The sequence below is a fragment of the Leucobacter chromiiresistens genome (assembly GCF_001477055.1).
GTDB lineage: Bacteria > Actinomycetota > Actinomycetes > Actinomycetales > Microbacteriaceae > Leucobacter > Leucobacter chromiiresistens_A.
The window spans coordinates 1-14,198 of the sequence record NZ_LDRK01000041.1 but is presented as its reverse complement, the minus strand read 5'-3'; the positions used below and the strand labels follow the sequence as shown (position 1 = coordinate 14,198).

Annotated in this window: 11 protein-coding genes; 10 read left to right on the top strand and 1 reads right to left on the bottom strand. The window is 69.2% G+C overall.

Annotated elements, in window-relative coordinates; genetic code table 11:
* The first annotated feature begins 207 nt into the window (after nucleotides 1-207).
* Complete coding sequence (locus NS354_RS07825; RefSeq protein ID WP_241490423.1) at nucleotides 208-1,803, top strand: protein adenylyltransferase SelO; 1,596 nt, start codon at nucleotides 208-210, stop codon at nucleotides 1,801-1,803.
* Between the two features lie 145 nt (nucleotides 1,804-1,948).
* Here NS354_RS07825 and NS354_RS07820 read toward each other — a convergent pair whose 3' ends face one another.
* Nucleotides 1,949-2,497 carry a type 1 glutamine amidotransferase domain-containing protein gene (locus NS354_RS07820; protein ID WP_058594004.1) on the bottom strand — a complete coding sequence of 183 codons (549 nt, stop codon included), beginning with the start codon at nucleotides 2,495-2,497 and terminating at the stop codon, nucleotides 1,949-1,951.
* A gap of 222 nt (nucleotides 2,498-2,719) precedes the next feature.
* Between NS354_RS07820 and NS354_RS07815 the strand changes: the two genes are divergently transcribed.
* The 9 genes from NS354_RS07815 to NS354_RS07775 all read left to right on the top strand — a co-directional run.
* Nucleotides 2,720-3,367, top strand: coding sequence for an SDR family oxidoreductase (locus NS354_RS07815; RefSeq protein ID WP_058594003.1), 648 nt, complete (start codon nucleotides 2,720-2,722; stop codon nucleotides 3,365-3,367).
* A 94-nt stretch (nucleotides 3,368-3,461) separates the two neighbouring features.
* The gene (locus tag NS354_RS07810) at nucleotides 3,462-3,884 is read left to right on the top strand and encodes a Fur family transcriptional regulator (RefSeq protein WP_058594002.1); all 423 of its coding nucleotides are present in this window, start codon (nucleotides 3,462-3,464) and stop codon (nucleotides 3,882-3,884) included.
* Nucleotides 3,885-3,951: 67 nt separating this feature from the next.
* Complete coding sequence (locus NS354_RS07805; protein WP_058594001.1) at nucleotides 3,952-5,430, top strand: catalase; 1,479 nt, start codon at nucleotides 3,952-3,954, stop codon at nucleotides 5,428-5,430.
* 542 nt (nucleotides 5,431-5,972) lie between these two features.
* Nucleotides 5,973-8,555, top strand: coding sequence for a helix-turn-helix transcriptional regulator (locus tag NS354_RS07800; protein WP_058594000.1), 2,583 nt, complete (start codon nucleotides 5,973-5,975; stop codon nucleotides 8,553-8,555).
* 264 nt (nucleotides 8,556-8,819) lie between these two features.
* Nucleotides 8,820-10,160, top strand: coding sequence for an Ig-like domain-containing protein (locus tag NS354_RS07795; RefSeq protein ID WP_193750732.1), 1,341 nt, complete (start codon nucleotides 8,820-8,822; stop codon nucleotides 10,158-10,160).
* A 152-nt stretch (nucleotides 10,161-10,312) separates the two neighbouring features.
* Entirely contained in the window at nucleotides 10,313-10,831 is a 519-nt protein-coding gene (locus tag NS354_RS07790; protein WP_058593998.1) for a hypothetical protein, read from the top strand.
* Nucleotides 10,832-11,375: 544 nt separating this feature from the next.
* A complete protein-coding gene (gene ectB, locus NS354_RS07785; protein WP_058593997.1) occupies nucleotides 11,376-12,647 on the top strand; it encodes a diaminobutyrate--2-oxoglutarate transaminase in 1,272 nt (423 codons plus the stop codon).
* Nucleotides 12,648-12,747: 100 nt separating this feature from the next.
* Entirely contained in the window at nucleotides 12,748-13,560 is an 813-nt protein-coding gene (locus NS354_RS07780) for an ABC transporter ATP-binding protein (RefSeq protein ID WP_058593996.1), read from the top strand.
* The coding region (locus NS354_RS07775; protein ID WP_058593995.1) for an ABC transporter permease at nucleotides 13,557-14,198 on the top strand (642 nt) is incomplete at its 3' end. The genes NS354_RS07780 and NS354_RS07775, both read left to right, overlap by 4 nt.

Genomic DNA, 14,198 nt, shown 5'->3' with positions numbered 1-14,198 from the left:
AGGATCGGTGCGTTGTTGAGACAATTCTCTACTATCTCCCAAGGAAAGTATCTAGCCAAGCTAGTAAAACTGTAGCGCTCTCGTCTCGAAAGCGGAAGTCGGAGGCTGCCGAGAGCGGCAGCAGATCATCTCGCGACCGACGTGCCACGGCGCGCCGCCCGTGTCCACCCCCGTTGCCGAGCCCCGCGCGCTCCGTAGACTCGCCGCATGTCAGCCGACGCCGAATCCATCGAGCCCCTGCCCACTGAGCCGCCCTCGACCGAGTCGGTGCGCGCCGACGCCGCACGGACGGAGCGCGTCGATGCGCTCCCCGCCTCCGCCGGCATCACCCTCGAGCACGACTTCGCCTCGCGGCTGCCCGAGCTCGCCGTGCCGTGGCGCGCGTTCCACCCGGAGACGCCGCGCACGCTCGTCTGGAACGACGCGCTCGCCGCAGAGCTCGGCATCGACGCCGATCGCCTCCCCGAGCCGCTGCGCGCGCGCTTTCTGCTCGGCAACGCGCTGCCCCGGGGGAGCGCCCCCGTGGCTCAGGCGTACGCCGGGCACCAGTTCGGCGGCTACTCGCCGAGACTCGGCGATGGCCGCGCGCTGCTGCTCGGCGAGATGCGCGACCCGGCCGGGCGCCTCCGCGATCTGCACCTCAAGGGATCGGGGCGCACGCCCTTCGCGCGGGCCGACGGGTTCGCCGCGGTGGCCCCGATGCTACGGGAGTACCTCATGGGGGAGGCGATGGCGGCCCTCGGCGTGCCGACCACCCGCGCGCTCGGGGTGGTCGCAACGGGGCGGCGCGTGCCGCGCGACGGCGAGCTGCGCGACGGAGCCGTGCTCGCGCGCGTCGCCAGCAGCCACCTGCGCGTCGGCTCGTTCCAGTTCGCGCGGGGGCTCGGAGACGGCGAGGTGCTGACGCGCCTCGCCGACTACGCCGTCGAGCGGCACGCACCCGAGCTGGCCGGCGCCCCCGATCGGTACGCCGGGCTGCTCGACGCGGTGGTGCGCGCGCAGGCGGGCCTCGTCGCGCAGTGGGTGCTGGTCGGCTTCGTGCACGGGGTGATGAACACCGACAACATGACGATCTCGGGCGAGACCATCGACTACGGGCCCTGCGCGTTCATCGACGCCTTCGACCCCGCGGCGTCCTTCAGCTCGATCGATCACCAGGGTCGGTACGCCTACGGCAATCAGCCCTCCATCGCGCTCTGGAACCTCACGCGGTTCGCGGAGGCACTGCTCCCGCTGCTCGACCCGGACGTCGAAACGGCGAAGGCGACGGCGGTCGCCTCCCTCGATCGCTTCGGGGGGCTCTACAACGACGCCTGGATGGCCGGAATGCGCGGCAAGCTCGGGCTCGCGCACCCCGCGGGCCGGGTGGCGGTCGACGATGGCGCGCTCGCCGAGCTCACCGCCGATATGCTGACGGACCTGCAGCGTCACCGCATCGACTACACCAGCTTCTTCCGTGCCCTGGGCCGGGCGGCCGCTGGCGATTCCACCGCGCTCGACGGGGTGCTGCCCCGCGAGGGCGGCGGGAGCGGAGCGGGCGACGGGGGTTCCGGGCACTGGGTGCAGCGCTGGCTGGGCGCGGGGCCCGACGCGGACGAGATGAATCGCGCCAACCCGCTCTACATTCCCCGCAACCACCTGGTCGAAGAGGCGCTCGACGCGGCGGAGCGAGGCGATTTCGCGCCGTTCTCCCGCTTGCTCGACGTGCTGGCGCGTCCGTTCGAGGAGCAGAGCGGCAGCGAGCGGTACGAGCGGCCGGCCCCCGAGGGCGGGCCGGCGCACGTCACTTTCTGCGGAACCTGAGCCGGCGCGTTCGCGCGCTGCGGGTGCAGCGGGCGGGAACCCGCGGAGACGAAGCAGCCGCCCGCGATCCGGATCCCTGCAGGGGACCCGCATCGCGAGCGGCCGAGTCGTGTCGGGCGTCGCCGCCGCCCGCGCGGCGAAAGGGCTACGCGGTCTGGCCGGGGTGCTTGCCCTCGCCGATCTCCTCGACCAGCTTGGCGTTGAAGGCCGGGAGGTCGTCGGGCGTGCGGCTCGTGACGAGCCCCTGATCGACCACGACCTCCTCGTCGACCCACGTCGCACCGGCGTTCTGCAGGTCGGTGCGGAGGCTGGCGTAGGAGGTGACGGTGCGGCCGCCGAGCACGTCGGCATCGGCGAGAATCCACCCGCCGTGGCAGATCGCTCCGACCGGCTTGTGCTGGGCGAAGAAGCTCTTCGTGAACGCCACCGCGTCGGCGTCGAGCCTGATCTGATCGCCGTTGACGACGCCGCCGGGGAGCACGAGCGCGTCGAAGTCGTCCGCGTTCGCGTCGGCCGACGTGAGGGAGACCTCCTGCTCGTGACCGTTCTTGCCGGTGATCGAGCCGGTCTTGGTGGAGACGACGGTGACCTCTGCGCCGTGCTCCTGCACCGCCGAGATCGGTTCGGTGAGCTCGGAGTCCTCGAAGCCGTCCGTTGCGAGAACCGCGACGCGCTTACCGGTGAGATGTGACATGGAAGTACCTCCTGGGTTCGGGAGTTCGTTGTCCGTCGAGACCCGGTTTCCGGGCCGACGATCTCCACTCTCCCCGAGACGGGCCCCGAGCGGCACCCCGTTGCGAGGCGCCGGGCGCGGCGCTAGACGCGCGAGCGGGGCGCGCCGAAGCAGCCCCGAGGTGCCGCCGATCGCGTTTCGCCCCTGGAGAAACCGGCTCCGCTGCGGCGTAGTGTGGAGCGCATGGCACGCATCATCATCTTCGGCGGACACGGCAAGATCGCACTGCTCACGGAACCCCTGCTCGCGGGGCGGGGCGACGCGGTGACGGCGGTGATCCGCAACCCGGATCAGGCGGACGACGTGCGCGCCGCGGGCGCCGAGCCGCTCGTGGTCGACGTCGAGCAGCTCGACGTCGACCAGCTGACCGAGGTCGTCGCCGGCCACGACGCCGTGGTGTGGTCGGCGGGTGCGGGCGGGGGAGACGCGCGGCGCACCCTCGCGGTCGACCGGGATGCGGCGATCCGCACGATGGACGCCGCGGCTCGCGCCGGGGTGCAGCGCTACGTCATGGTCTCGTACTTCGGGGCCTCCCGCGATCACGGCGTCGACCCCGAGAACTCCTTCTACACGTACGCCGAGGCGAAGTCGCAGGCCGACGAGCACCTGCGGGAGTCGGGGCTCGCGTGGACGGTGCTCGGGCCGAGCGGTTTGACCCTCGATCCGGGAACGGGTGCGATCGACGTCGATCCCGCCGAGGCGTCGACGGTGGCGCGCGCTGATGTCGCGGCGACGATCGCGGCGGTGCTCGCCGACGAGAGCACCGTGCATCGCTCCATCCGCTTCAACTCGGGAGAGACGCCGATCGCGGAGGCCGTGCGCGCGCAGTGATCGCGGCGGGCTGCGGCGCTCTGCTCGCCACTCCGCCGCGCCGGGGGGCGCCCTATATTTGAATTGCTCAAAACAACGGGCTAGGGTGGGGTGCATGGAGACGACCACCGAGCACGCGCTGCGCGACGCCGGCCTGCGGGCCACGGCGGGGCGCATCGCCGTGCTCGAGGCACTCGTCTCCATGCCCCACTCGGATGCGGAGCACGTGTTCCGAGTGGTCTCCAGTGCGCTGCCGACCACATCGATCCAGTCGGTGCACAACATTCTCGCCGACCTGACCGCGGCGGGGCTCACCCGCCGCATCGAGCCGGCGGGATCCGCGGCGCTCTACGAGCGGCGCGTGAACGACAACCATCATCACGTGGTCTGCTCCCAGTGCGGTGCGATCTCGGATGTCGACTGCGTCGTCGGCCACGCGCCCTGCCTCTCCCCGTCCGAGACGGGGGGCTACACCGTACAGACCGCCGAGGTGACGTTCTGGGGCACCTGCCCCGACTGCGCCGCCTCGGCCGCATAGCCGAATACGCACGTTCGCTCCGGCCCCGGAGCGGTATCCGTCTTGCGCGACACTCCTGAGGAGCAACATGAGTACACCCGACACCACGACCCAGACCGGAACTCCCGTCGCAAGCGACGAGCACTCGCTCGCCGCCGGTCGCGACGGCGCGATCGCCCTCCACGACCGCTACCTCGTCGAGAAGCTCGCGCAGTTCAACCGCGAGCGCATCCCCGAGCGCATCGTCCACGCCAAGGGCGGCGGCGCGTTCGGCGAGTTCGTCGTCACCGGAGACGTCTCGGCCTACACCCGTGCCGCAGTCTTCCAGCCGGGCGCCCGTACGGAGACCGTGCAGCGCTTCTCCTCCGTCGCCGGCGAGCAGGGATCGCCCGACACCTGGCGCGACGTGCGCGGCTTCTCGGTGAAGTTCTACACCACCGAGGGCAACTACGACATCGTCGGCAACAACACCCCCGTGTTCTTCATCCGCGACGGCATCAAGTTCCCCGACTTCATCCACTCGCAGAAGCGACTGCCGGGTTCCGGCCTGCGCGACGCCGACATGCAGTGGGATTTCTGGACGCTCTCGCCCGAGTCGGCCCACCAGGTGACCTACCTCATGGGAGACCGCGGCCTGCCCCGCTCGTGGCGCCACATGCCCGGATTCGGCTCGCACACGTACCAGTGGATCAACGCCGCGGGTGAGCGGTTCTGGGTGAAGTACCACTTCGACGCCCTGCAGGGCAACGTCGAGATGTCGAGCGAGGAGGCGGAGGCGATCGCCGGCGCCGACGCCGACTACTACCGCCGCGATCTCTACGAGGCGATCGAGCGCGGCGAGTACCCGTCGTGGAAGCTGTCGGTGCAGGTCATGCCCTACGAGGACGCGAAGACGTACCGCTTCAACCCGTTCGACCTCACCAAGGTGTGGCCGCACGCGGACTACCCGCTGATCGAGGTCGGCGTGCACACGCTCAACCGCAACCCCGAGAACTTCTTCGCGCAGATCGAGCAGGCGGCGTTCTCGCCGGCGAACACCGTTCCCGGCATCGACATCAGCCCCGACCGCATGCTGCAGGCCCGCGTCTTCTCGTACCCCGATGCGCAGCGGTACCGCGTCGGCACCAACTACAACCAGATCCCCGTCAACGCGCCGGTCGCCCCCGTGGCGAACTACTCGCAGGACGGCGCGCAGCGCCACGGGTTCAACTCACCGAGCACCCCGGTCTACGCTCCCAACTCGAAGGGCGGCCCGACCGCGGATGCCGCAGCCGCCGGCGTCGGCTCCTGGGAGTCGGACGGCGAGCTGGTGCGCACGGCCGCCACGCTCCACGCCGAGGACGACGACTTCGGTCAGGCCGGCACGCTCTACCGCGAGGTGTTCGATGCGGCTGCGCAGGAGCGGTTCCTGAAGACCATCACCGGTGCGGTGGGAGCCGTGCAGAGCCCCGAGATCCGCGAGCGGGCGATCGCGTACTGGACCCAGGTCGACGCCGAGCTCGGGGCGGCGCTGCGGCGCAATCTCGAAGCCGATGTGGAGGCCGTCGCGGCGACCGTCGACGCCTGACCCATCGGTGCGGGGAGGCAGCTGAGACCGGCTGAGTCCCCGCACCGAGCACCTCTGCCGAACCCCCGGTGAGCGCGCAGCGCTCGCCGGGGGTTCGTGCTGTGCCGGCGACGATCGCTCGCACGCGCAAGCGCGATGCTGCCGTTCGCCGACCGGCGCTCGGAATTGCGGAAGCACGTGCTGCGGTTGATGAGTATCAGGGTCTCACTACTGCAAAACGCACTTCTGCATACTGCATTTCGGCGATTCGATACGTGAAGAACCGCGACTCATTGCTGCAAATCCCGCTTTTTGCGTTTCAGCCGCGCGCTGGATTCTAGGCTGCAGGTTGGCCGCGATCAGAGTGTGGGGGAGTTCATGTGCGTTGGGGGTGTCGGGGGTGCTCGTCCGTGTGCACGATGCCCCGGCGTTCCCCGTGCAAGTGCGCGTGCTGACCCGGCACCCGTTCGGCTCGTCCGCGGAGAGACCCCGTGTCACCCGCTGAGGCCCCGTGCTAGCGTGGGCCGCGAACGGGGTACTCGATGAGGAGGGGAGCGCCGCGGGTGAAGGGTCGGGATCGCAGCCTCGCGAAGGCGCAGAGCCTCATCGAGAGCGGGCTGAGCGTCGACGTGGTGGGGAGCCGCGGAAGCGGCAGGACTGCGTTCATGGGGGCGCTCGCGAATCGTCTCGACGACAACGAGTGGACCGTGCACCAGATTCACGGTGTCGCCTCATTGCAGGAGAATCCGTTCGCCGCGCTCGCGCTCTCCGGAACAGTGGAACTCGCGTCGGTGCGGCGGACCGAGAACGTGATCGAAGAAGTCGGGCGGCAGCTCGCCGAACGCGTCGCCAACGATCGGTGCGCTTTCTTCGTCGACGACTGGGACGACCTCGATGAGGCGTCCTGGGGGGTCATCGAGTTCCTCCGGCGGTCGACGGGTGTGCCGGTCGTGATCTCGCGCCTGCAGGGTCTCCGCGCGCGCCACACGCCGAGCGGTCTTCCGGCCGCGACGCTCGCCCCGACCTACGTCATCGACATGCTTCCGCTGCGGTTCGAAGACCTCGACGCGGCGATGAGCGAGTACCTGGGCGGCGTCATCGAGCCGGGTACCTCCCGTCGGCTCTACTCGAAGTCGGGCGGCAATGTCGGCCTCGCGCTCTCCCTGATCGACGCGACCGTGCGGGAGGGGCGGCTGGTGCAGATCGACGGCGACCCGTGGACGGCGATCGGCGAGCTGTGGAGCCCCACGCTGCGCGCGGTCATGGAGATGCACCTGGAGAGCCTCGACGCCGCCGCTCGCGATGCGCTCGAGACGATCGCGATGATCGGGCTCGCCGACATCGACACGGTGCGCACGCTCGTCGACTGGCCGACGCTCGAACTGCTCGAGGAGCGCGCGATGATCGCTTTCGCGCAGGGCACGCGAAGCAACTACGTCTCCGTCGTCCCCCCGCTCTTCACCAGCTACTTCCGGCATGATCCGCTCTCGGCACGGCGCATTCGCCTCACCGAGAGGATCCTCACGACGCTCGGCGGCGCCTCTCCCGATTTCGAGCTCGACGAGGTGTGGAGCGATCTGAACACCGCCGGTGAGACGCAGGACGCGCTGTTCGCCGGCATGCTCCGGGAGTCGCTGAAGACGCGTCAACTGGTCGCGGGCTACGAGTGGGAGAAGAGCCCCAACGTGCACACCGCGAACGCGTACATCGAGGTGCTCACGCAGGCCGGCGTGACGGCGTCGGGGGCGACCATCGAGCGCGTGTACGCCGAGACGGATTCCCGCAGCGGCGACATCGCCGCCCGAGCGGAGTTCTTCGCGAGACGAGCGGACTGGCTGGCGTACGGCTTGGGCAGGGTGGACGAGGCACTGGAGTTCCTCGATCTCCACTCGGGGGAGCTCGCCAGCTTCGGCAGAGTCCTGGACGCGCGGGGCATCAGCATCCGCGCCGATTTCCGCTCCGTGCCCGAGGGGTTCGAGGCGGTGCTCGAGATCACCGACGACCTGCCCGCGCCGGTGCAGGCGGCACTGCTCGAGGCGCAGCTGCACGTCCTCGTCATCGCCGGACGACTGCGCGATGCCAATCGCGTGTATGCCGAACTCCGCGCTCTCGACCCCCAGGGCGAGCGGGCTTTCGCTCGTGCGATCCAGGGAATCAGCCTGCTCGCTCAGGGGGACTTCGAGTCCGGGTATCGAGATGTGACGAACGGGCTCGACGAGGCCCGCGGCAATCTCGATCTCCAGTCCTTCCGGGCCTTCGCCGGGGCCGTCGCCTATGCGAACCTGCACAGCGGCGATATGCAGTTCCAGGGCGAACTGCTCGACGTCGTGCTGTCCACGGGCGATCTCGCTCCCCTCCCGCCCGGGAGCCGTACGATCGCGCTCGTGGCGGCAGCGGTGCTCGCGGCGAGCCGAGGTCAGCACGATCTGTGCTCGAAGTACGTCGGTCTGCTGCGCTCGGAGGGCACTGCCGACCTCGCGCTGCCCGGGCAGAGCATCGCCTGGGGCGAGGCGCAGGTGCAGGTGCTCGACGGGAATCTCAAGAGCGCGGCGCGCATCCTCTGGAACTCCGCGATCGCGCTGCGGGATCGCGGAGCGATCTTCGCGGCTCAACTCAACATGCTGGCATCGCTCGAGATGCATATGACCGAGACGCGGCTCGCCGCGGCCATCGAACTGATCGAGCAGCGGCCCGAGATCGTGGTGCACGCATCGCATGTGAAGTACCTCATCGGAGCCTCCCGCGGCGATGCTCGGGCGGTGCTCGCCGCAGCCGAAGAACTCGAAGCGCATCATCGCATCGGGCTGGCGATGGCCGCCTACGGCCGCGCCGTCGACCTCTGCTCCGAAGGCCATAATCCCGAGCTCAGAGAGCAGGCGATGACGCACGAGCGGCGGCTGCGCATTCGTCACAGCGGACGGGTCTTCAACTCCACGCGCTTCGGAGGCCTGGGAACTGCGCTGTCGAAGCGCGAGCGGGAGGTGGCCGTGCTCGCGGCGAACGGGCTGAGCAACCAGGAGATCGCAGCTCGGCTCGTCGTCAGCGTGCGCACGGTCGACAGCCACATGTACCGCATTATGAGGAAACTCGGGGTGTCGAGTCGCGAGTCTCTCTCCGCAAAAGTGGGCAGCGGATCACTGCTTTAGCGTTCCGCACTACTTAAAACCGAGCCGAACACTACTGCATTTCGTTCATTCGCCGAAATGCGCGGCATCCGCTTGTTTGAATCTTCAGGTCGCGCGTTGCGCCAGATTCAATCATGCAGGGGGTTCATTGCAGTGTTCATTCGAAGTGAAATAGGTCAGATGGGGCGGAAGCAGAGGCGGATGCGAGGAACCATCGCTGCTGCCGCTACGGCCACGGCATTGCTCGTCGCCCCGGGGACAGCGGCTTTCGCAGCTCCGCTGACCGTGCACGCAGCAGTCGCTGAGCGGAGCTCGCTGGAGCTCGCACCGGACGGCTATATCTCCTCCGTCACGATTCGCATGATCCTGGATCAGGAGTACCTTCCGTGGAACAGCAGCGGCCAGTACTCGGTCACGATGACCGTCGATGCGGTGGAGCTCCTCGAGTATTCGCAGGGGAACACGGTGCAGACGAAGCACACCGTCTCCCCGACCCTCCCCGGGCTCGAGTACACCTTCATCGTTGTCAACAACGGCGTTCGCGAGGAACACCCCGTCACCCTGAACGCTGACGGCACATTGGTGGTCGATGGGTTGGGCGAGGGCGTCAACATCGTCGGGATCGAGGTCAGCTATGCCAATCCCAACGGCCTGACCGCCCGGGGCACCACATCGGAGACCGTGGAGGTCGGGACGACGCCGCCGCCCGTCGCCGTGGACGACGAGTCCTCGGCGCTCCAGGGCGAGCCGCAGTCGGTCGACCCGCTCGCGAACGACTCCGCCGGGTCCGATGACCTGCAGCTGGAGCCCGACTCCCTGGCGCTGCTCGACGCAAACGGCGAGCAGACGAACACGGTGACCGTGCCCGGCGAGGGCGTGTACACCGTCGAGCACCGCAGGATCGTGTTCACCCCCGAGCCCGGCTTCACGGGAACCGCGACTCCCGTGCAGTACCAGGTGACCGACGTGCTCTCCCGCGACTGGGCGACAGCGTCGTACACGCCGACGGTGATCCCGGTGGTGCCGACCGCCGTGGCTGATGAGTCGACGGGTTCGCAGGCCGAGCCGCAGTCGGTCGACCCGCTCGCGAATGATTCCGCGGGTGCTGAGTCGGCTCCGTTGGATCCGGGTTCGCTGACGCTGCTGGATGCCGATGGTGCTCCGACGACCACGGTGACTGTGCCGGGTGAGGGCGTGTACACGCTCGAGGACGGGGTGATCGTGTTCACTCCGGAACCGTCGTTCTCGGGTACGGCCACTCCGGTCGAGTATCGGGTGACGGATTCCCTGGGGAATGCGGTGACGTCGTCGTACACGCCGACGGTGACCGTGCCCGCACCGGTCGCCGCCCCCGAGGCTCCGGCGCCCGACGCCGCAGGCTCGACTCCCGGCACTGCTGCGCCCGACGCGCCCGGGCCCGGCGCGGCCGATCCTGCGGTGACGAGCGTCGGGTCGCCCGCATCGTCGCAGGACGCGGGTGCCCCGCCGGCGGCGCTCGCGACGACCGGCGGCGATTCGCTCTCGCCGCTCCACGGCTGGATCGTCGCGCTCTTCGGCGGCGGAGTCGCGGCCCTGATCTGGGGAGGCCGGAATCGGCGAGCCGTTCGTCAGACCCGGGACGTCTAAGGCGTCCTCTCGGCACGGGCGTGTACAGCGCCCGTGCCCCACCCCGGTGTTCGACGTTGCGCATCGCGCATGATCGTCGAACGCCGGGGTCGTCCATTTGCGCGCGCGCCATTCGTGCGACGCGCGCCACTCCGTACGAAGTAGGGGAGCGCATGCTGCTCGTGGACTGGCAGGCCGATCAGCACTCGGAGGAACTGAGACGCGCGCCACGCGAATTCGAGCCCTCGTGGGCGTCGGCCCGACGGATGCTCTTCGGCCGCGAGTTCGACGAGAACTGGTCGGTGCGCTGCACCTCGATTCTCGAAACCGCTATCCGACTCACCGGCAGAGAACCGCTGGTGCTGCTGCCCGACGACGTGCAGCTCGAAGAATACGACCTCGCATACGACGTCCGTCATGGAGAGGCGGCGATCGCAGCGCTCGACGCCCTCGCCGAGAGCCGATTCGCCGGGGCACCCGAGCGCTTCGTCCTCGTCGATCTCGCGCCGGTGCTCATCGCGACCGCACCGCGCTTCCTGAGCGCCCTGCAGCGTCTCCTCTCGACAGAGCTCCCCGAGTCGGTGGTCGTGGCCGTCGTCACCTCGCACCCCGGTAAGCTCGACGCCTTGCCATTCGACTGGTCCTCGTCGCTCGCCGACGCGGCGGCGCACGCGGCAGCGGTCGTCTCGTAGATTCCTCTGTCACTGCCGAACGCGCTGCGCCCGGTCGTGCGCCGGGCCCTGCAACGGGGGAGCGGCGACAACGCGCAATACGCAAATTCACTCGACAGAATTGCGTAGTTTGCGCCGAGAAGTGCTGAGAATGCCGTTTCAGATGCGTAAGCGGCGGTTTTCACTACTGCAAAATGGGCCGGCGATACCGGGATTCGGCTCAAGAGCGTCGCAGGGGCCCGGTGCCGGGAGAGTATTGCCGTACAGCAGAAGCCCGCAGACCACCCACCCCCCTAGCGACTGGGGGCACGCTGCTCAGAGGTGCAATGATCGCATCTCGCTGGAGGATTGGCCGCTCTGGAACCTCGGTTCACGCCCGTACGCGTTAAAGCGGCCAATCCTCCCTTCTCTCGTCACGTTCCCGCGCTTCGCCGCCCGCCTGAGTCGGGCAGCCGCCGAAACCGCCTATCCTCGATAGCAGGCGATCGGCGCAGAACCCCGCGTCGGTCCGAGAGGCGGTGCGGCATCCCCGCGCCACGCGACGGTGGATGGAGAGAGCTGAGCCATGAGCGACCTTGCAGTATTCGATCAGTACGAGTCGGAGGTGCGCGGGTACATCCGCTCGTTCCCCGTCGTCTTCGAGCGCGCACAGGGATCGGTGCTCACCGCCGACGACGGTCGCGAGTACCTCGACTTCTTCAGCGGCGCCGGAGTCGTGAACTACGGGCACAACAACCCCGTCTTCACGAACGCGCTGATCGACTACCTGCAGCGCGGCGGCATCATCCACGGCCTCGACATGGCCACGTCGGCGAAGCGCGACTTCATCGAAGCATTCCAGCGTCTCGTGCTCGCACCCCGCGGCCTCGACTACAAGATGCAGTTCACCGGTCCCACCGGGGCGAACGCCGTGGAATCGGCGCTGAAGCTGGCCCGCCAGGCGACCGGCCGGCAGAACGTGGTCGCCTTCACGAACGCGTTCCACGGCCTCAGCCTGGGCGCGCTCGCCGCGACCGGCAACGAGAAGTATCGTACCGCGGGGGGCGTCTCGCTCGGCGACGTCACGCGACTTCCGTACGACGGCTATCTCGGCGCCGGGGTCGACACGCTCGACCTGCTGGAGCGCATGCTCGACGATCCCGGCTCGGGGCTCGACCTGCCCGCCGCCGTGATCGTGGAGACGATCCAGGGCGAGGGCGGCATCAACGTGGCCGGTGCCGGCTGGCTGCAGCGTCTGCGCGCCATCACCGAGCAGCGCGGCATTCTGCTCATCGTCGACGACATCCAGTCGGGCGTCGGGCGCAGCGGGGCGTTCTTCAGCTTCGAGGCGTCGGGCATCGTGCCCGATCTCGTCACCGTGTCGAAGTCGATCTCCGCCTCGGGCCTGCCCATGGCGATGCTGCTGATGCGACCGGAGATCGACGTGTGGAAGCCCGGCGCGCACACGGGCACGTTCCGCGGCAACAATCTCGCGTTCGTCTCGGCACGGGTCGCGCTCGAGACGTACTGGGCCGACAGCGCCTTCACCGACGCGATCGCGGAGCGGGAGCAGCAGCTGCGCTCAGCACTCGAAGGAATCGCCGCCGAGTTCCCGGCGGCGGAGTTCACGGTGCGCGGTCGCGGTCTCATGTACGGGCTCGCTTCGACGGCCATGCCGCAGCTCGCAGCGGCGGCCTCGCAGCAGGCGTTCGAGCGCGGCGTGGTGATCGAGACATCGGGTGCTCGCGACGAGGTGCTGAAGTTCCTCCCCGCACTGACCATCACGGCCGAGGAACTCGATCGCGGCATCGCCGTCGTGCGGGAGGCGCTCGCCGCCGCGCTCGGCGCCGACGCATAACGCAGAGCACGATTTCATCACAAGGCCTTGCACGAGGTCGGCCCCCGCGCATTAGGGTTGACTTCAGCGCCGCCTTCGGCGCATGCACCGAGGGGGCGACGTGATCGAATTCGAGCGGGTGTCGAAGGTGTTCCCGGGCGGAGCCACCGCCGTGCACGAGTTCTCGTACACGATCCCCTCGCATCGTGCCGTGGTGCTGGTCGGCTCGTCCGGATCCGGCAAGACGACCCTGATGCGCATGGTCAACCGCATGGTCGAGCCGAGCGGCGGCCGGGTGCTGATCGACGGCGAGGACGTGAGGGATCGCAACGCGGTCGACCTGCGACGATCGATCGGCTACGTGCTGCAGCAGGGCGGCCTGCTCCCGCACCGCACCGTCGCCGACAACGTCGCCACCGTGCCGGTGCTCACGGGCACCTCCCGGCGCGAGGCGCGTCGAGCCGCAGGTGCGCTGCTCGAGCGCGTGGGTCTCGATCCCGCGCTCGGCGACCGGTATCCGGCTCAGCTCTCGGGCGGCCAGCAGCAGCGCGTCGGCGTCGCCCGGGCGCTCGCCTCCGATCCCAACATCCTGCTCATGGACGAACCGTTCGGAGCGGTCGATCCGATCGTGCGGCGCGACCTGCAGCAGGAGCTGCTGCGCCTGCAGGCGGAACTCGGCAAGACCATCCTCTTCGTCACGCACGACGTGGACGAGGCGTTCCTCATCGGCGAGGAGGTCGTCGTGCTCGAGGCGGGCGGGCGGATCGCGCAGAGCGGCACCCCCGCCGAGATTCTCGGCAGTCCGGCGAACGACTTCGTGCGCGATTTCGTCGGCGCCGACCGCGGGGAGCGCCGCCTGCACGTCGTAGAGAACGGCGGGCAGCGCCTCGCCGTGGACGCGGCAGGCAGGCCCGTGGGAGTGCTCGGGCAGTGAACTGGCCGATCGCGAACCGGGAATTCGTGCTGGAGCTCGCGCTTCAGCATCTCCTGCTGAGCGTGCCCGCGATCCTCATCAGCATCGTCGTGGCGGTGCCGATCGGTCGCCTCGCGTTCCGCAGACCGCGCATCGGCGGGCCGCTGCTGTCGATCGCGTCGCTGGCGTACGCGATCCCGGCGCTCCCGCTCCTCATCATCATCCCCGCCCTGATCGGTACGTCGCTGCGCTCGTGGCAGACCATGGTGGCGGCCCTGAGCGTCTACGGGGTGGCGCTGCTCGTGCGCACGGCGTGCGACGCGTTCGCCTCGGTCGACGGGCAGCTGCGCGACGCGGCGCTCGCCATCGGATTCGCCCCGCGCGGGCTGTTCTGGCGCGTCGACCTGCCGCTCGCCGTGCCGGTGCTGATCTCAGGCATCCGGGTCGTGTCGGTGTCGACCATCAGTCTGGTCACCCTGGGCGCCCTCATCGGCGTGCCGAGCCTCGGCACACTGCTGACCGACGGGTTCCAGCGAGGCATCTTCGCCGAGATCTGGACGGGCGTCATCGCGACCGTGCTGCTCGCGCTGCTGCTCGACGCCGCCGTGCTGGCGATCGGGCGGGCATTGACGCCGTGGACGCGGCGGGCGGCGGATCGC